11 protein-coding genes are annotated in these 21,156 nt (G+C 35.3%); 10 read left to right on the forward strand and 1 reads right to left on the reverse strand.

Features of this window, described 5'->3' with window-relative positions; translation table 11 throughout:
- The first annotated feature begins 249 nt into the window (after window positions 1-249).
- From KMW28_RS23465 to KMW28_RS23485, 5 genes are all read left to right on the forward strand, one after another.
- Window positions 250-2,124 (forward strand): right-handed parallel beta-helix repeat-containing protein, encoded by a 1,875-nt coding sequence (locus tag KMW28_RS23465; RefSeq protein ID WP_169661962.1) that lies wholly within the window; start codon window positions 250-252, stop codon window positions 2,122-2,124.
- Between the two features lie 75 nt (window positions 2,125-2,199).
- Window positions 2,200-3,753: a sulfatase family protein gene (locus tag KMW28_RS23470; protein WP_169661961.1), complete on the forward strand. Its 1,554-nt coding sequence runs from the start codon at window positions 2,200-2,202 to the stop codon at window positions 3,751-3,753.
- Window positions 3,754-4,014: 261 nt separating this feature from the next.
- Complete coding sequence (locus tag KMW28_RS23475; protein ID WP_169661960.1) at window positions 4,015-4,434, forward strand: MerC domain-containing protein; 420 nt, start codon at window positions 4,015-4,017, stop codon at window positions 4,432-4,434.
- A gap of 141 nt (window positions 4,435-4,575) precedes the next feature.
- Entirely contained in the window at window positions 4,576-5,796 is a 1,221-nt protein-coding gene (locus tag KMW28_RS23480) for a hypothetical protein (protein ID WP_169661959.1), read from the forward strand.
- A gap of 326 nt (window positions 5,797-6,122) precedes the next feature.
- Entirely contained in the window at window positions 6,123-7,127 is a 1,005-nt protein-coding gene (locus KMW28_RS23485; protein WP_169661958.1) for a VOC family protein, read from the forward strand.
- A 97-nt stretch (window positions 7,128-7,224) separates the two neighbouring features.
- Here KMW28_RS23485 and KMW28_RS23490 read toward each other — a convergent pair whose 3' ends face one another.
- Window positions 7,225-8,316, reverse strand: coding sequence for a helix-turn-helix domain-containing protein (locus KMW28_RS23490; protein ID WP_169661957.1), 1,092 nt, complete (start codon window positions 8,314-8,316; stop codon window positions 7,225-7,227).
- A 106-nt stretch (window positions 8,317-8,422) separates the two neighbouring features.
- Between KMW28_RS23490 and KMW28_RS23495 the strand changes: the two genes are divergently transcribed.
- The 5 genes from KMW28_RS23495 (at window position 8,423) to KMW28_RS23515 (ending at window position 20,995) form a co-directional block, all read left to right on the forward strand.
- Window positions 8,423-8,932, forward strand: a complete 510-nt coding sequence (locus KMW28_RS23495; RefSeq protein WP_169661956.1) for a DUF2391 family protein — start codon at window positions 8,423-8,425, stop codon at window positions 8,930-8,932.
- A gap of 429 nt (window positions 8,933-9,361) precedes the next feature.
- Entirely contained in the window at window positions 9,362-13,393 is a 4,032-nt protein-coding gene (locus tag KMW28_RS23500; RefSeq protein WP_169661955.1) for a hybrid sensor histidine kinase/response regulator transcription factor, read from the forward strand.
- 322 nt (window positions 13,394-13,715) lie between these two features.
- Window positions 13,716-16,829: a SusC/RagA family TonB-linked outer membrane protein gene (locus KMW28_RS23505; RefSeq protein WP_169661954.1), complete on the forward strand. Its 3,114-nt coding sequence runs from the start codon at window positions 13,716-13,718 to the stop codon at window positions 16,827-16,829.
- A 20-nt stretch (window positions 16,830-16,849) separates the two neighbouring features.
- A complete protein-coding gene (locus KMW28_RS23510) occupies window positions 16,850-18,622 on the forward strand; it encodes a RagB/SusD family nutrient uptake outer membrane protein (protein WP_169661953.1) in 1,773 nt (590 codons plus the stop codon).
- A gap of 6 nt (window positions 18,623-18,628) precedes the next feature.
- Complete coding sequence (locus KMW28_RS23515) at window positions 18,629-20,995, forward strand: hypothetical protein (RefSeq protein WP_169661952.1); 2,367 nt, start codon at window positions 18,629-18,631, stop codon at window positions 20,993-20,995.
- Window positions 20,996-21,156: the final 161 nt, after the last annotated feature.

Genomic DNA, 21,156 nt, shown 5'->3' on the forward strand with positions numbered 1-21,156 from the left:
TTTTGATACGAGAAAAATGGATTGATGGGACATCCTTCTTTTTTTGTCTGTTTTTATCAAAAAACGTCCATTACAGTACTAGTAGACCTGTAATTACACTAAAGTTGTATGCTGCGACACACTACATGTACTTCAGAATACTCATAAAAAAGTAGAAAATATCAACTTTGTATTGTTCAAGAATTATTACTGAAAACACTAGATGGGTGTGTGACTATTTTTTTAAGTAATTCCAATAAATATATAAAGATGAAGAAATTAATTATTGTATGTTCTCTACTCATTCCGCTGATCATATCTGCTGTAGCAGTGAGTAAGGATGATACCATCAAAATAAAGCATACGAAGGAGATTGCCGATGATGCAACCCCTTATGTATTGAACCAACTATTAGAGAATAAAGCAGCTAAAGAAATTGTTTTTGAGAAAGGAGTATATCACTTCTATCCAGATAAAGGACTAAACCAATTTGTGTATTTGTCGAACCACAGAGATGTGTTTGTAAGAACAGCATTTCCAATTATCAATTATGATGGGTTCACGATTGATGGACAAGGATCAACATTTATTTTCCACGGTACAATGCTTCCTTTCCATGTGATGGAATCTCAAAATGTGGAAATTAAAAATGTGACAGTCGATTGGGCCATGGCTTTCCATAGTGAAGGAGAAGTAGTAAAGCACGATGAAAAGAACCATACGTTCGATGTGAAATTCTTTGATGAATACCCTTATGAATTGAGAAATGGGGAAATCAATTTCATTAAGGAATACTATGAGCACGATTTAGGTCAGACGATCATTTATGATAAAGAAAGAAAAGCGATTTCGTATAACTGTATCGCTTCTACGCCAATTTCAACAGTTCAAAAAACGAAAGTGAGGCACAACACCGATAAGGTGAAGTACAAATATAAGGTTGATAAAGCAGATTTGACTTTAAGAAAGAATGGCGTTGAAAACAGAATCAGAATGGAAGAGGTGGAACCTGGCGTGGTAAGATTCTTCAACCATAAAAAAGAACTGCCTCCAATTGGATCGATTCTAACGACTAAAGGTCAGCAAGGATTAAACCGTGTTGCACCGGCAGTAAGCGTAAAAGCATCTAAGGATTTTAAGATTGATAATGTGGTCATTCACCATGCAGGTGGTATGGGCGTAATTGTGGAGAACTCTGAGAATCTAACATTAAATAAATTGAAGATTACTCCTTCGGGTGATCGTGTGGTGTCTACAACAGCAGATGCAACTCACTTTGTTGGCTGTAGAGGTAAGATTGAAATTACGAACTGTTATTTAGAAAATCAGTTAGACGATGCCATAAACATCCACGGGGCGTATCAAGAAGTTGTAGAGCAATTATCTGATAACCAATTGGGCATTCGTATGGGACATCATCAACAAGAAGGTTACCATATTGGTCGTGCTGGCGATAAGATTGGTTTAGTGAGATTGGATGATTCATTCACTCCATACAAAGAGGTGACTTTAGAAAACATCAAAGTGATCAATCAACGCTACCAAATTTTGACTTTCAAAGAGAAATTACCAAAAGGAATTGTAGCGGGCGATTATATCGAAAACTTAACAGCTTACCCAGAGGTGTTGATCGAGAAAAATACTTTCAGAGGGAACAGAGCAAGAGGTGTTTTGCTATCTACACCAAAGAAAACTGTGGTAAGAGATAATTATTTCCACACTCAGATGGAAGCGATCCTTGTGCCTGTAGAATCTTCGAAATGGTATGAGTCGGGAAGTCAAGCCAATCTTTATATCGAAGGAAATACATTCGAAGACTGTAATCATGGTGGTGCAGATAGAGGTTGTATTCGTCTTCATACAGATGAAAATAACGAAAATATTGCCTTTAAAAATATCAACATTAAAGGGAATACATTTAAGATGTTCGACAATACAGTGTTGGAAGTATCGAATACAGATGGTTTAGTTTTCGAAGGAAATACCATTTTACCGACGAATACTTTCCCAAGGTTACACAAAGATTCTCCGGCCTTCATTTTAAAATCATCGAAGAATATTACCTTCAAAAACAACGATTTTAAGGGTAAAGCGCCGAAATTGATGGAAACAGACAAAAAAATGTCAGAAGTGACATTTCAGTAAAGATAACCTAGCTAATATGGGGGGGCTGCATACGTGCGGTCTCCCTATTTTTAACTGACACAACTTTTTTTAATTATGAAATCAAATAAGTTAGTACTTTTAATTGCAGCCTTTATCGGATTGATCGGGTGTAATTCATCAAAACAAGAAGGCTCGTCGGAAGTAGCCAAAAAGCCAAATATCCTTTTAATATATCTAGACGATTTAGGATACGGAGATATGGGCGCATATGGTGCCGCTACTAATTTGAAAACACCAAACATGGACTTCCTTGCCAACAATGGAGTGCAGTTTTCGAATGGTTATGCGACATCTGCAACTTGTACTCCAAGTAGATTTGGTTTAATTACAGGTACGTACCCTTGGAGAAACGCTAAAGCGAGAATTCTTCCTGGTTCTGCTCCTCTAATTATTAGTCCAGAGGCCATGACACTTCCAAAAATGCTTCAGAAAGAAGGTTACGCTACAGGTGTAGTAGGTAAGTGGCACCTTGGTTTAGGTGATGGTAACATGGATTGGAACAAAACGATTAATTTAGGTCCTAATCAAGTTGGTTTTGACGAGAGCTACATTATGGCAGCGACTCAAGACCGTGTTCCAACCGTATATATTGATAACGGTAACGTAGTTGGTTTAGATCCAAACGATCCTATTCAAGTAAGTTATAAAGAGAACTTCGAAGGTGAGCCAACAGCAATCACTAACCCAGAGTTAGTAAAAATGAAATGGCACCACGGTCACAATAACTCAGTAGTAAACGGTATTCCAAGAATCGGTTACATGAAAGGTGGCGAGTCTGCAAAATGGGACGATTACGAAATGGCAGATCACTTCTTAGTGAAAGCTAAGGACTATATCAAAAAGCATAAAGACGAACCATTCTTCTTATACTATGCAATGCAACAACCTCACGTTCCAAGAACGCCACACCCAAGATTCGAAGGTAAGTCGGGTATGGGTCCAAGAGGTGATGCAATTATCGAAGCCGATTGGTGTATTGGTGAGATCATGAAAACATTAGAAGAGCAAGGTGTATTAGAAAACACTTTAGTGATCTTCTCATCAGATAACGGTCCTGTATTGAACGACGGTTATTATGACGATGCTGTAGAGAAATTAGGTGATCATAAACCAGCAGGTGTACTTCGTGGTGGTAAATACAGTTTATTCGAAGCGGGTGCTCGTGTACCATTCTTAACGTACTGGAAAGGTAAAATTACGCCAATGAAATCAGACGCAATCGTTTGTCAGATGGACTTACTTACTTCTATTGCTTCTTTAATTGGTAGCGATATCAAAACAGACGATAGTGAGAACGTAATGGATGCCTTATTGGGTGAATCAAAAGAAGGTCGTATTGACTTAGTATTGGAAGCAACATCAAGAACTGCTTACAGAAGAGGTGATTGGTTATTGATTCCATCTTACAAAGGTCCAGCTGAGTTAAAGAAAGTATCGATTGAAATTGGTAACGATCCAGAAATTCAGTTATACAACTTGAAAGAAGATCCTTCACAGCAAAACAACTTAGCGAAAGATCATAAGGATAAAGTAGCTGAAATGATGGAAGCGTTCACTAAGATTAGAGGTGATCATTCTAAAGGAACTAAAAATTACAAATTAAGATAAATAATAAGTTGATTTACTCAACGACAGTTTTAGTGATGAAACCCCTCCTATTGTTTAGGTGGGGTTTTTTATTGAATTTTCCTACACAACCCCATTTATTGATATAAGAATCAATCAAATAGAGATAAAAATAATATTGCCGTTTTCTTGCAAGCACCTGACGATTCCTTTCAATTCTTTTCATTTAGAAATCAAGACTTTTGTATTGTTCAGTAATTAGAACATCAAAAAAATCATCTTTAATCATAAAATATTGGCACTATGTACGCTTTAAAAAGAGAATTTATCAGGTACACCGATCAGATAGGAATTACAGGATCATTTGTTTGTTTGATCCATTGTATTATCACCTCAGGAGTGATGATTGGAAGTTCTTTCTTATCCCATTCAGCACATCATCATCACGATCATATCCACCATATTCATCAATTAGATATTTGGGGAATGATTGATTTATCTATGATCGTTATTAGTGGTATAGCAGTTTACTTTTCAACATTAAAATGTAGTGCACAATCGCTTCAAAATAAATTGATGTGGGGAAGTTATATCATTTATGCATTGAGTATGATATCAAAATATATTGGTTTTGAGCCTGTTTGGTTAAGTGGACTTTCCTATGCTATGTCTTTCATGCTGATAGGTCTTCATTTAAGAAACATAAAGAACTGCGAGCATTAGTAGGCATTGCTGAGAAAAGGGTTCAATTGAAAATGAAGATTTCTTACAACTACTTACATTTTTCATTCAAGAGATTCCTTTTTTCAACCTCAATATTTGTGATACAATCAAAATGATGGTGCTCACAGATTTATAAATACAATGAAAAAAAATACACTATTTCACATCAATTTGTTTGTTCTAATTGGAGTCAATTTCTCATTTGCTCAATACGAAAATAAAACGATTGAAATAAGTTCTTCGATCTTACCCATCGTTGAAATTCCTAAAAAATTTATTAATCAAAAATTAAATAACAAAACAATGAAAACAGTTGAACAATTCATGTCGAACGCCAAATTTAATATCGGTTTTTATAACGTAGAAGACATCATTCAGATACCAGGAACCAATTGGATCGTTGGTGGTGGAATTACATGTTATGGACCTAATTTCTGGGATAAAGTAATCACAACAGGTTATTGGCACTTATTTGACGCTGAAAAAGAAACTGGGTTTAGAGTTGATTCTTCGTCGATTAAAATAGCCGCAGAAGAAGATCGTTTCCCATTAACTACCCCTCCAACTTGGAGTGCATTTAGTCCTCATGGTTTTGACTTCCATAATCAAATAGAAACTACTATTGAAGTGTACGTAGCTAGCCATGCTAGTGCATCTGGTGAAAGTAGAGAAGCTGTAGAGGTATTTAGAATTGACTATTCAGAAGAAATTCCAACTTTTACATGGATTGGTGGAATTGATGTAGCCGAAGATTTTTGGCCAGATGCTGTTGCTTTATTGCCCGACGGTGGTGTAGTGGCAACATCTACAGGTAACCCTTTAATGCCTCAAGAAGAATCTATGAAATTGGCACTAAAAGGAGCTCCAATTGGTAATACTCGCGTTTGGTATAAATCAAATGGATGGCAAGACATTGAGGGATCAGAAAATATTTCAACACCAAACGGCATTGTGATTTCAGAAGATGGACAACAGATTTATGTCGCCGCTTCTACCGGTTTTTCTGTGGTGAAAATAGATCGAACTGAATCTCCTGTTAAAGTCACCTCAATGGATTTAGGAGGTATTCCAGATAACTTACGTTGGTCAGCTGATGGGAAATCGATTTTGGCAGGTATCCATGTAGTAGATGAGCCATTGGATTTTGCCAAGCAACAAGAAGTGGCTGCCGCTTATGGTGGTAACCAAATGACGGCTTTCAAAGTCACACGTATTGATCCTGAAACGCTTGAGTTGACCGAAGTAATGCCAGCTGCTGTGTACGGAGTACTAGGAGCAGGAACAAGTGCGATTGAAGTGGGAAATCGTATTTGGGTAGGTAGTACAAAATCCGATCGTGTAGGAATTTTTGATCTAAAATAAAGAAAACAAATAATTTATATCAAGAGGTAACATATCATACTATGTTGCCTCTTTTTTTTTGCTTTTAGGCCATTCAATTGATGTAGGAATCTGCTCTTTAAGCGTGAAGTAGTTTAGAATATTATTCAAGTATTAAAAAGAAAAAAACAACTTGAAGATTTCTTACAACTACCTGCCTTTTTCCTTCAAGAGATTCCTTTTTTAAACCCTGATATTTGTAATGTAAACAATGAGGGAGATGTCAAAAAGACTTTAAAGTCAGAAGTTTACAAATAGATAAGTTCAAAATATATCATTCGTCTGCAAAGACACAAACAATTAAAATTATGTCAGAAAAAAATTTCAAACCAGTACCAGTTATCTCAATCAATCATGCTTCAATGCGCGTATCAAATCCCAAAAGAATGGTGGAGTGGTTACAAGGCATTTTCGGTTTCCCGATCGTAGCCCGTCAAGGCGATAGCGTTGTTTTCAGAGTAGGCGATGGCCCTCAGTATTTCTCTATTTTAGGAGAAGCAACGGACAAGCCGGGTTATACTCACTTTGGTTTCTCTGTAGAAAATTTTGATCCTAATGAATTTATCGAGCGTTTAACAGCTTTAGGTTATGAGCAATCAATTTATCCGGATCCAGGTAAATTTACATTAAGAAACAGAGGAACTGATAAAGGTGGTGCAGCTGAAGGTACTCCAGAATTATTTATTGGTGACCCTGATGGAATTATTGTACAGATTCAAGATGAGAAATATGCAGGTGGTAGCGGACTTCTAGGCGATGTTACGTATGCTGTTCCTGAAGAAGCACCAACAAAAGGATTAGTAGAAAGTATAGAATTAAACCATTGTACGCTTGGTGTATCAAACGGTGCAGAGTCTTTAAAATTCTATCAAAGTATTTTTGATCTTCCAGTAGATACGTATCAAGGTCCAACTCCAGTATTAAGAGTAGGAACGGGTAATGCTTCATTGGTACTTTATGAATTAAGTGGTCCAGAAGCTAAAGGTGTGAAACCTCGTATTGACCATACTTGTTTTGCTGTGAAAGATTTCGATGTAAATCGTATTGAGAAAGATCTTGGTGAGTTCGGAATGAATGTTTTAGGTCAGGCTTGGAGAGCGACAGGTCCATTACAAACTTACTACACACAACGTATGCCTGACCGTGGTGGTGACGCAAATGGAGATACAAAAGAGTTGTACCTTACGGATTTTGATAACAACGTCATTCAGCTTCAGGATATTCGTTATGCCGGTGGTTGTGGTGCATTAGGTGATGTTCGTGGAACTGGTGTTGACAAGCCATTTGAACCTTGTGGTTGTGGTGCACACTAAGAAATAAATTAGTTTTGGTTTTATTTATGGTAAACCCTCTTGTATGAAAATGCTCATCAAGAGGGTTCTTTATCAATTAATTTTTTTAAAAGACAGGTTATTTTAGTTTTCCAGTGTCTTTTTTGTCTTTCAGTTCAGAAGGAGCATATCCGTAGTATTTTTTAAAAACGTTGCTCATATGGGCGTTATCACTAAAATTTAGATCCATAGAAATCTCTGTCAAACTTTTATCAGTATAAATAATTTGTCTATAGACTTCTTCCACCTTTTGTTGTTTGTAAAATTGAAGAATAGGTTGATCGAAAATTGATTTAAAAATACGATTCAACTTAGAAATACTCATCCCAAACTCATCACTTAACTCAGATAAATTAGGCTGTTCAGTAAAATTAGAAAGATATTCATCCTTTAGTTGCATCATGGCTTTTAGATCTTCGGGGTGTATATTCTTTTTGATATGGGTACTTTCTTGTTCCAATTTTTCTTGTATAATGCCCACAATATCTAATGCTTTACTGAAAAAATAGATATCCCTTCTTTTGTCTTTGTCCACATTCGCAATAATAGTACGGACACAGTTTTCAATTTCGACATCTAGTGGAAGGTAATGAAACCAAGGCGTTTTATTCTGAAAAAGAGCTTTGATTTTGGAGTTGGCATTTTCACGGGTGAATTTATTGAAAAAATCTACAGAAAACCGAATAGTAACGTATTCGTATTTTGCTCCATGAGGAAGTTCAATTTCAAATTGTTGTGAAGAATTGTAGATAAAAACGCCTAGATTATGAAATTTTTTGGTGTCCCCTTTACTAAAGAAAGACCCCGTAAAACCTATTCGAATACTAATATAAGTTTTACCATCATCAGGTTCATATTTTACGGTAATTGGTTTTTTAGAATTGAGCTCAAAAATACCCACATACATTTCTTCCAAAAAACAGAAAGAATGACCTCTATAGGTGCACCAACCTGTGTCTATATTAAGTTCCTCTCCATCCCAAGTGCCTTTTAAATCCTTGGCAAATTTTTCATAGCTTCCGTGAACTGTGTGTTCACTCGTCTCAAAGGTATATTTATCTTCCATTTCCAAAAATTTGTCCTTATTAAAGATACCAAAGAAATTGATTCTGTAAACATCATTCCATAAAATAAAGTTGACGATTTTACACAACTCCTTAAATTTTTTCATCAAGTGATTCCATTCTGTAAGGCGGATCTTTGTAGGGTGATCAAATGTTTAAGAATAACTTTTTGATACAGGATAAATAGAAAGAATCTTTAAAATTTACTTTAGCATGAAACTCAATATTCAAGGAGTAAATCGAAAATTTCATAGAGTTAATGGAAGGCTGTATGAGTTATTTGAAATTTTAGATGAGCAAGGAAAAATACTAAGAACCATTGATATTCCACTTAAAGTTGAATTTAGAATCAATGATCTTTTAGAAATAATAGTGGGAGCCAGCATCCTTGCAGTCCCCACAGCTTTCACAGAAGAAGTATGGACAATGGGCGATGCATTACCATGGCTAAATACTTTGATATTAAGTGGTATATCCATAGTGTTTATTGCTTGCTTTGTCTATTATTCATCCTACAAAATGAAATTAAAGCTATTCAGAAAAGAATATGCAATTAGAATTTTCAGCACCTTTGTTTTATCAGTTGTTATCATTGGAACGTTACTTACAGTGGTGGATAAATGTCCATGGATAACAGATTTTAGTTTAGCATTTAAGCGAACTTTGATTGGTGCTTTTCCTGCTTCATTGAGTGCTACTTTAACGGATCAGTTTGGGGAATAATTAGTTTTTATATGCGTATGAGTAATTTTAGTTAGGTATTCATCAATTATGAATTGACAATTTGATACAATTAATGAATAAAAACAGACACCCATTCCATCTGAAATTTTGTTATTGAAATTCAGTACTTATTCTATGTAATTATTTTTGTTAAGTTTCTTTAGCTGATGATTTGTTTGTTTAGAAGAAATAGAACTTAATTTTGTTCATCATAAATTTTGTGCATTCATCAAAAGCGTAATACTTCCTAAATTTTTCTATCAAAAATTTTTCAAAAACTAATTACAAGAATAAGTATTAATAAATGAGATGAATAGTTTTAATATTAACTTAATGAAGAAGTATTTTTTTCTTTTACTACTTGCTTTAATATGCTTTAACCAACATTCATATTCAGAGAATACCTTTTCTAAAACAAAAAGTTACTCTATGAGTGATGGATTATCTCATTATGGGGTAACGTCTATTTTAGAAGATCACAATGGTTTGTTGTGGCTAGGTACTTTCGACGGACTAAATTGCTTTAATGGATATGATTTTAAGGTATTTAGGAATACAGGAAAGGTAGAAAGTATTACCAATAATCGAGTTCGATCGTTGTACCAAGATAAAAATAACAACATTTGGGTAGGTACAGAACGAGGTATTTCCTTATACAATTATAAAGACCAGAGTTTCTATACGTTATACGAAGCAGAGTCTGCAGAAGTACATATTAACGGTTCTACCATCAACCACATATTTAAGTATCAACATCAAATAGTTTGTGTGTCTGAACACAATGGTTTGTACTTTTTTGATGAGGAAACCTATGAGCTTCAGAAGTTTATCACTATTGAAAGTCAGAAAAAGAATGGCTTTTATTACTATGGCATGGTGCAGTTGGATCATCATATCATTTTATCAACTATTGACGGGTTAGTTATCTACAATTTAGAAAAAGATACACATAGGAAAATTAAATTAGCGGGTCTAAAAAATACAAGGGGGATAACGATCACTCCCGATAAAAAACATGTATTTATTGCTGGGAATTCCGGTATTTACAAATATGAAGTAAACGAGGATAGTGATCAGATTCTTTCCTTTGAGGATAAATATTTTACTAAAATTAGATTTAGAAGTATCTACTGTGCCGAAGATAATCAGCTTTATTTAGGTCATATTTCTACAGGTTTAGATGTGATTGAAGATTATCATGAATTGAAACGAGGAGTACAGCTCAGTAAGTATAAAAATAAAGTAAGCTTACCGTTGGATAGGGTGAGTGTTTATGCCATCAATAAAAAAAGCGGAGATTGGATCGCATCATTTACTGAGGGGATCTATCATATCAATAACAGATTTCAAGATTTCAGTAATTTCAAAATTCCGAATAATACTAAGCAACGTTTTCCGAAGAAGAGTCAGGTTTTAAGTATCAATCAATTTGATGAAAACACCTTATTGTTTAACGTTAATTTCAGAGGAATTTACTGTTATGATATCGCTCAAAATCAATTTTGTGCTATTGATAATCGATTGAAAAATTTTGATGCCAAGCATATTAGTAATCTATTTTTAGATAATGAGGGGAATAAATGGATCAAGAGTAACTATAATCTTGGGCATATTTATTTTCAGAAAAAGGAGGACGATCGATGGTTGGAAATTAAAGATAGTAGATTTCCTTTCTTAGGGAAACTGAATATAAAATCTGTTGCCAAAGATCGATTGGGTTATTATTGGTTAGCCACCAACGAGGGGTTGTTTCGATTGGAAATTAAAAATAACAAGTTAATTGATGCACAAGAGTTGAGTAAATTCAAACAGCAAACGAAGAATTTATCCAGCGAAATGAGATATGTGTATGTTGATCCGTTAGTCGACGTTGTGTGGGTAGGCACACGGTTGAATGGATTGATTCGTATACAGAATAAAGATTTACCATTAGATGAGTTAGCAACAGAACAGTATGTGCATTCATCGAAAAATCCGAATTCGATATCAAGTAACCACATTACCTCTATTCTTCGATTACCAAATAAAGAACTTTGGATAGGAACTGAAAGAGGTGGAGTTTGTCGAGTAGAACAAGATGCATCCACTTATACTTTTACATCATTTAGAGAGAAAGAGGGGTTAGATAATAATGTGGTAAAATCCATATTATCTGATGCTAATAATAACCTTTGGATAAGCACGAATAAAGGATTAAACGTTCTGAATACAAAAACCTTTGTAATCAGAAACTTTAGTAAGGAAGACGGTATTTTTGTTGCACCTTTCGAAAATACATCTGCATTGTTAGATGATGGAAAGATGGTATTTGGAGGTGCAAATGGATTCTGTATTTTTCATCCCGATAGTATCTCGGATGAGTCTTATCCTGATTTAAGACTTGGAGAACTAAAGGTGTATAATCAAGAAGTACAACCCAATAAAACAGTAGATGATCATATCATTCTCACTCAAAACCTCAATAGTACAGATCATTTCTCTTTGAACTATGATCAGAATGTATTTTCTATTGAGATGTTGTCTCTGCATTACAGTAATCCTAAAAGTCACTTACTAAAATACAGACTCTTACCGAGTGAAAAAGAATGGGTGGAAGTTACTTCTGATCTAAAAACAGCTAGTTTTAATAGTTTGCCTCCTGGAAATTATACGTTCGAGGTAGCGACTTCTAATTCGAATAAAGACTACGGACAAATAAAAAGTATTGCCATAGAGATTAAGCCACCTTATTGGAAAACAACTTGGGCGTATATTATTTATGTGGTACTTGGAGTAGCAATTATAGGTGTTACTATAAAGTTTTTGCTTCATCTTACGAATCTAAAACATCAGTTGCAGATTGAACAGTTAGAACACAACAAGCTAGAAGAACTAAACAAGACCAAGCAACAGATGTTCATGAACATCTCCCATGAATTTAGAACTCCACTTACTTTAATATCTGGACCGATACAGGTGTTATTAAAAATGTTCAGTTCGCATAAAGAAGCATTTGAGCATTTGGACTTAATTAGTAGACAGTCTAAAAAAATGTATCAGTTGGTCAATCAGGTACAAGATTTTAATAAGGCCGAACAAAGTTTACTAAAATTACAGTTGCAGTCTTTCGATCTTATCGAGTTACTCACCAATGTGAAAGAAGATTTTGATCCTTTGGCAAAAAAGCAGAATAAGACGTTTCACCTAAAGGGAGAAGCGAATAAATTATTCATCAATGCAGATTATAGTAAATTAGAAATCGTACTGAATAACCTATTGAATAATGCTTTTAAGTTTACCAAGGAAAAGGATTCGATTATCATAGAGTATTCGTCTAATTCAAATGGAATCGATTTGTACATTACAGATAGTGGACAAGGGATATCCGAACAAGATGTACCATTTATTTTTGATAGATTTTATCAATCGAAAACCAACACCTCGACGATAGGATCGGGAATTGGCCTTGCGTTTTCTAAAAAGTTAGTGGATCTGCATTTTGGATCAATTAAAGTGACTAGTAATGAGAAAGAGGGGACGACTTTCCATGTCTTTATTCCAACAAAAGTGAGCAAAGAGAGTCAGTTTAACGAGGTGAGACTAACCCAACTATTAGAAGAAGAAAGCCACGAAGAAAGACAGAAATTACTTCCTGATAATTTAGTCCTTCCAGAAATAAAGATTGATGAAAACCTCAAAGATCAAACTATATTTTATGTTGAAGATAATCTAGATCTTAGAGAATTTGTACAATCGGTCTTAAGTGATCACTTTAATATTAAAGCTTTTGATAATGGCAGAAAGTGTTTAGATCATTTAGAAAAAGAATGGCCTGACTTATTGCTATCGGATATTCTGATGCCGGAATTAAATGGTTTAGAGTTATGTAAATCATTAAAGTTGGATATTCGAACGAGTCATATTCCGGTGATTCTATTAACTTCAAAATCGAGTATTGAAGATCAAATAAGTGGTTTGGAAATAGGTGCAGATGCTTACATCACCAAACCTTTTGATATGAAACACTTAATTACTTCTATACAAATGCTCCTCAAAAATAGAATGCTTTTGAGAGAGCGTTTTAAGATTGATGTACCTATTGAGTTAGAAAGAAAATCAACCGATAAAAACGATAAGATTTTTATAGATAAACTCTATCAATTGATGGAGGACAACTATTCTAACGAAGAACTAGATATTAATTTCTTTGCTAAAGAATTGTACTTAAATAGAACTCATTTTTATCAGAAAGTAAAAGCAATAACAAACCATACTCCTCTAGAGTTATTGCGTATGTTTAGACTTAAAAAAGCTGCAGAGTTGTTGGTTCAAGAAAAAATACCAGTATCAGAAGTGTATCTTCTTACAGGTTTTAAAAGCCGAACTCACTTTACTAAAATGTTTAAAGATACCTATGGACTCACTCCTGGTAAATATGGAAAATCATCAGCAATAGAGAAGGATAAAAAAGTGATGATGTAGCTAAACTGAAAATCTGATGAAATGAAATGTATTTTTTAATAAATAAAATGAAAGACAACAATGAGACTAAAACCGACAAAGGGCAGAGCTAACTAACTGTACAAAAGTGATTTATTGAAAATGAAGACATTGAATTAACAAAAAAAGACAGGTGTAGGAATCTTAAATTCTACTTTTGAGTCATTAAAGGGTGAAAATACAATTATTACTATTTTATAACTGATCCTTTTAGCAAACTCAATAGTACTAATGGGCATTTATCTATCAATAATGTCTCTTCATTGAGAATTACTTTTTTAAATAAAAAGGCGATTAAATGATTATGAATTTTACAAAAAACACCAAAAAGCCTAATTTTTTACTGTTATATCTGACATTTTTTATTCTATTCATTTCAGGGTATGAAATACAAGCACAAACAGTACAATTAAAGGGTAAGGTGATCAGCAGCGACGACAATTTACCTTTGCCAGGGGTAAATGTTTTGATTCAAGGAACTAACTCCGGAACCATCACTAATTTTGATGGAGAATACCAACTGATGGTGGAAAGAGGAGATGTACTTGAATTCCGTTTTATTGGTATGGAAACTCAAGTGGTGGTTATTAAGGACCAAGCAAGAGTAGATGTGAGCCTAGAAACTAGTGTAAAACTTTTGGATGAACTAGTGAAAATTGGATATGGCGAACAAAAGAAGAAAGAAATTTCTGGAGCGGTATCACATGTAAAAGGAGATGTGATTGAAACGTTCACTACAGGTGATTTCGGTGATGCACTTCAAGGACAAATTGCTGGTGTAAGTGTGTCGAACACTGGTGCACCTGGAGAAAATGCAGTCATTCAGATTAGAGGTGTAAGTACCGTTTCTGATATGGCTGGGGCAACAGAACCTTTGTATGTGGTCGATGGAATTCCTCAAAATGAAAACCCTCGTTTAGCACCATCAGAAATTGAAACATTAGATATCTTAAAGGATTTAGCATCGTGTGCGATTTACGGTACAAGAGGTGCTAATGGCGTTATTCTAATTACTACTAAGAAAGGAAATAAAGGGAAGTTAAATTTATCGTTTAACGGAACATACGGTATCAAAAATATAACTTCTGATATACCGCTTATGAATTCAAATGAGCAAATATATTTTGATATCGTAAAACACCGTAATATGAATGGTAACCACGATGGAGAGATGATTTTACCCATCGGCCAAAGACCAGAATGGTTTAATAATGAAACGGATTTAAGAGATGTCATTTTATTAGATAATCAGCCAACACAAAATTACAACCTAAGTGTAAGTGGCGGTAGTAAAGGACTAACATATAACCTTACTGGTGGAATTTACGACGATAGAGGTTCTGTATATAACTCAGGTTTCTCAAGAAAAAATGCAAGAGCAGGTGTGCGTTACAAGCAAGGTAAATGGGATATTAATTCAAGTTTGGCCATTAGTTCAGAAACAACGACAAGAGCCAACCCTTATTTACTTTTACAAATGATTCGTTATAAACCGTATCAGCCAGAGGTAGATCCAAATAGAGATGATCCTGTTTTATCACCTGGTATTGGTCACTCTCCAGAATCATCGATTGCAAATCAGGTAGTTACAACAATGCGTAGAGAAGACAAGTTGTATCGCGATCGTTTACAAGGGAATATTAGTATTGGTTATGAGTTTACTGAAAACCTTAATTTTAGAGGTAATATTGGTGCTAACTCAATTAATGATTTTAGAATTCAGTTCAATCCATTTATTCCGACTTATGACTCACAAGGACAACTATTATCAAACAATGCCAATAGCTTTGTAGAAAACTCATCAGGAAGAAGAACAGGAACCTCATTCGATGGTCGTTTAACTTATGCCAAAAAATTTGGGGATCATAAATTCTCTGCCATGTTGGGTGCTTCCAACGAGATCTACACTAGTGAAAGTTTTACAGCCAGAAAATATGGAGTTGTAGATAACTCTATCAGAGTATTGAATGGGGCAACATTGGATGCCGCGGCAACATCAGGTTATAACTATACTTACAAAGTGATCGGTACACTAGGAAGATTAATGTATGACTACAAAGGGAAGTACATGTTCTCGATGAGTGGTAACTATAACGGTAATTCAAAGTTTGCGAAAAACAATAAATGGAAATTCTTCCCATCGGTATCTGGTGCTTGGAATGTGGCTGATGAAGCATTCTGGGATGGAATGAGAGGTGTCACAAACAATTTTAAAATTAGAGCATCTCATGGTCAGGTAGGTGGACAAAGCTTCTTGCCATACACAGACGAAGTGACCATTCAACATGGTTTAGATTATCCGTTTGGAGGTGCTGGAAACCAAGCGTTATACTTTGGTGCTGCACAAGTGAGATACGCCAATACAGAAGTACAATGGGAAACATCTATTCAAAATAACTTCGGTATCGACGTAGGCTTTTTAGATAATAAGTTCACTTTAGTCGCCGATATTTATCATACAGAAAAAGCAGATATGTTATTCCCAGTTCAACTTCCTCCTTCAGTGGGTACAGGTAGTGGATCCAACTCTAAACTGACAATGAACATGGGTAATATGGTGAATAAAGGTATTGAGATTGCCCTTGGTTATAAAGGTGGAAATACCAAATTTAATTGGAGTGTTAACGGTACTTTCACCAAGAACATCAACGAGATCACGAACATGAATACAGATGAATTTGTCTACACAAGTGACAACGGATTGATCTCTGGTGCTGAGGCAAGTTCTAAGGTAACTGTATTTGCAGAAGGATATGAGGCAGGGGCGTTTTTCTTATACAAAACTGACGGTATTGTGAAAACAACCGAACAATTGGAAGAGTTTAGAAAAATTAAACCCGATGCCCAAATGGGTGATTTGATCTATGTGGATACTAACGGCGATGGTGAAATTACAGATGCAGATAGAGTATATTCTGGTTCAGGATTTTCGGATTGGGAAGCAGGTTTAATGGTGACATTAAACTGGAAAGGATTTGATTTTATGATGCACTGGTATGCAGCAATTGGACATCAAGTGATGAATGGATCGAGTGCACAAGCCTACAGTGAAGGTCGTCATAAGAATCAGGTATCGACATGGTCGGAAGCGAACCCACATTCTGATATCCCAGCCTACAGAGGTGGAATGAAAGAGAACGATAACTTTAAAGCCTACACAGACCTTTGGTTAGAAGATGGATCTTTCGTTCGTCTTAAGAACATTCAACTTGGCTATACGCTACCGAAAAGTGTGTTGAAAAAAACAGGTGCGTCAAACATCAGAGTGTTTGTTTCGGCACAAAACCCACTCACTTTTACTAGATACACAGGTTACGATCCTGAGGTGGCTGGTAATGGTGTTTCATCAAGAGGTTTGGATAAAGGAAACTATCCAATTTCTGCCATGTATTTAACTGGATTTAAATTAAACTTCTAAGCAAAAAATATCACAAGACGATGCAAACATCTAACGCTTATATAAAATATAGCTTATTAGTAATTATCAATATATTCCTTTTAGGTTGTTCGAGGGATTATTTAAATGAAGCTAACCCAAACGAAAAACCAATTGAAGATTATTTCAATAATCTAACGGAGTCAGATAAGGTATTAACCGCCACCTATGCCACTCTAATGAATCATTATGTGTTAAACATTACAGAAGAGACATGGAGATCTGATATGGGCTACCCAGGGTGGAACCGACCTTCGCCAACCAATGGTGATGCACTTATTTGGTACAATCATATGTATAATGATTCTAGTCCATCGATTAGTAAAAAATGGCAAGCATTATACGAAGGTATCTTTAGAGCAAACCAATTGATTGAAGGATTAAATGATCAGTTGAAGCACATGGAGGAAGAACCTCGTTGGCAGGAACAAATGGCACAAGCTAGAATGCTTAGAGGTGTTTATCACTTTTATCTGTATCAATCATTTAACAATGGGCGTGTAGTGATACGCGATAAAGTGCCTCAAACGTTGGAGGAAATTATGATATCTGTTTCTCCTGCAGAAGAGGTATTGGCCTTCATCAAAAAAGATTTTGATTATGCCTATGAAAATCTACCTATTTCATTTTCTACAGAAAGCGCAAGTATAGGTAGAGTGAATAAAGGTACAGCAGCCATGTTTTTGGGAAATATGTACTTATTTGAAGGAGATTATGCATCTGCAAAATCTTTCTATGAGGAGATAATTCACAATGCCGAATATGGGTATGAATTGGTAACGGATAGTGATTTACAATTCACCACAAAAGGTGAAATGAACAAAGAATCCATTTTCGAGATCTGTTATCATGCTGAATTAAGAGCGGATTTAGGGAACTGGGATGAAAGTAGACCTTCTAACCGATTGGCAAGATCTGCTCCTGGTAACTTAGGTGGATCGAGAGAATTTCTTCCTTCAGCTTGGATTGCCTATGCTTATGAGCATGAGGCAATGGACGAGCAAGATGAGAGAAATTATTACAACGATGCTTTGGGTGTGAAACAGTTAAGAAACGTACCGCTTAGAGCATCAGCAATGATCGCTTTAGTTCCTGATGAGCAAACTACTTATTACGTGACAGGAAACGTTCCTCAACAAGCAGGTTTTAGAGATAATGAATACGGGTATTGGAAGAAATATTCTAACCACGATTATTTAACTCACGAAAATTCATTGCCGTACGGATCATTACACTCTGGTAAAAATGTAACAGTCAATCGTCTAGCAGAAGCTTATCTGAACTTAGCAGAATGCTATATCAAAGAGAGCAATGTAGAAAAAGGTCTAGAATATATGAACGCCATCAGAAAAAGATGGGGATTAAGATTATTAGGTGACGGAAACGGTGATACATCACATGATTATGATGGAATTACATATACCGCAGACAGTTTGATGCATCAATTAATGTATCATGATAAACCATTAGAGTTAGCCGTGGAAGGTCATATGATCCGATGGATTGATTTAAGAAGATGGGGAATTACCAAACAAAATTACCAAATGAGAGCCGAGGAAAGATATTACTTGGTAGGATATAGATATGTCAACCCACAAGGTAATTTTAGCTGGAGAGGAAATTCACATTTACAACCTGGCGATGTACCAAGTGGAAGTAATTCCATTGTAGTCAAAGATTTTGAAATGGCATCGATTAATTTCAATCCAGAACTGCACAATTATTTTCCTTTGCCATTATCCGAAATCATATCAAATCCTAACCTAGATAGATAGTTAGCCATGAATCAATTTAAATATATATTTGTAAGCATTTTTACTTGCTTGTGTTTATTTGGCTGTAAAGATGATGATCTGAAGCTAAATGGTAATGACTTTTCTGATGTGACTTGGTACACTTCCATCGCACCAGGAAAACCTTATGCAGTAGCCGTAGGAGAACATATTTCTTTTATGGATGCCTCTCAAGGGGTACTGACCCATCATTGGGAAATTGACTCTGGCAATTATTATCTTTCTCCGGATTTTAACTCTCGTGATACTTTAGATAAGTACATCATGGAAGGAGTTGGGACCATTATCGAAGATGTTACAGCCAATGTACTTTTCAAGAAAAGCGGTATTCAGAGAGTAAGACTTTACAATACATTTTCTGAGGAAGTCACTTACAGAGGCTATGATACACTGTCTGCTGTTCAAAGAGAAGATGGCATTTGGGTCATCGACACCGCTTTCCAAGTCGATGTGTATGCAGATATTGATCCTCATGTATTCATCTTAAAAAATGATGAAGTGATTGCAGAACTCACAGAAGGTACGGTAATAGGTGAAGATAAAGCTTTATGGGATACGTTAGAGATCGATGCAGGTGATAAAATCACGTATATTGATTCGACAAAAATAGGCCGTCCAGATTATAGATTATGGAAATTGGTCAACAATGCGATTACTGAAGAAGGTGCGTCATTAGAAGAAATTACGACTACTTTCCATTTTGAAAAGTTGGGTAATCAAGGGGCAGGTAGTGTTTCTATTCAAAGAGCAAATGAAGAACTACCAATGGCCAATCTAAATGTACAGTTACCGTATATTTTTAAGGTGAAAACTCCTGAGATTCAGCCATCAGTTATTGTAAAATATAATGGAGAGGAGATCTTCAGATTAGAAGCTGGAGCAACAATTCCAGCAGAATCAGAATGGCCAATTGTTGATTTATCAGCAGGCGAAAAATTAGAATTTATTGATGTATCTACTGTAGGACAAACAAACAATAGAACTTGGAAGTTTTCATCAGGATCATTGGTTAATTCAACGGATTCTATTGCCATCAATCAATATTGGGAAAATGGTACTCATAAAGTAGGTGCAATAAATGCCATCAGAAAAGACCATGATTATTTAATCAATGGATCGAAAGAAGTGGTGATTCCTTTAAAAGTAAAGGTAACTACACTAGATATCACACCAACGTATAGCATTTATTATAACGATGCAGTTGTATTTAATTTTGCAGAAGGTGATGTGGTTGGAGATCCTTCAAGTTGGCCAATTATCGATGTTCAAGCCGGTGATAAATTAGTCTTTAAAGATGAAACATTGAAAGGATCGCCTACTAGCATTCTTTGGGAGTTAAACAATGCCAATCCATCGACATCAACAGATTGGGAGGTGGAAGCAGGTTATACTGTCAATGCCACAGATGCATTTGAAGCTGGAACTGTTTCTTGGAAAAGAGAAGGAATGCCAATCGAAGATGATAATAAATCAATGCCTCTTCCATTCTACATTCAATTACTTTTCCCTCAAGAACCGACTTATATCAATAGTGAAATTTCACAGACAGGCATAGGTACTAATGTTTTATCATTTACGGTATCAGAAAACTTGCAAGACATTGATTCTGATTTAGTGAAAGCCGATTTTGACGTGTTAGTGAAACAATATGGTTTTGAAGTATCAGGAATAAATATCAAAGAAGTTAGATTGAATCAGTCGTCAAGAAAACAGGTGGAAATCGAATTTGATGCACCAATCTATAATTCAGATAGTATCTATGTAGCCTACTCAGGTGATATGATCAAATCGTTAGCCAATGTTTCCTTAGAACATTTCGAAAATAAGCTTGCGGTTATGCAAGGCAAAGAAAACAAAATTTCAGGCTTTGTAAACCCTGGTTTCGCTCAAGCCATTGCCAATAATGGTGGTGCTTACGGTTGGTGGACGAATGTATCAACAGTAAGTCGATACGAAGGGAAGTCTTCAGATGGAGATAATGCTTGTCTTCAGTATTCAGTAGCCAATTATAATGGATCAAAAATATCTATTCAATCTACAGAAACCATCAACATTATGGATGAATTGGATGAAGGATGGTATGAAATAACTATGGACTTCTTTATTCCAGAAGGCGTAGACTTGAATACATTTAAAGTGCAATACAGAGCCAATTGGACCAACATACCTTTTGATGTTTCATCGATAGAAAGAGGGAAATGGGTACAGGTTAGTAAGGCATTCTATACCACTTCTACAATTGGACAAGGTAGACAAGACTTTGTATTAATGATCAATTCAGTAAATGATGCTACTGGAGATGTAGAGTTTTATGTGGACAACTTCAGAGTGACTTCTGTTGAAAAACGTCCTTAAGCATCTATAGATGAAAAGATCTAAGATGAATTGAAGTATATCACAGTTTAACACATTCATCAATAGTTTTTGATGAATGTGTTGAATTCATCTTTTTTAAGAATGATAAGACATATTATTTACAAAATAAGACGGGCTTGGAACATTAAAATTTCATTTTT

It is taken from the genome of Flammeovirga yaeyamensis, from assembly GCF_018736045.1.
GTDB lineage: Bacteria > Bacteroidota > Bacteroidia > Cytophagales > Flammeovirgaceae > Flammeovirga > Flammeovirga yaeyamensis.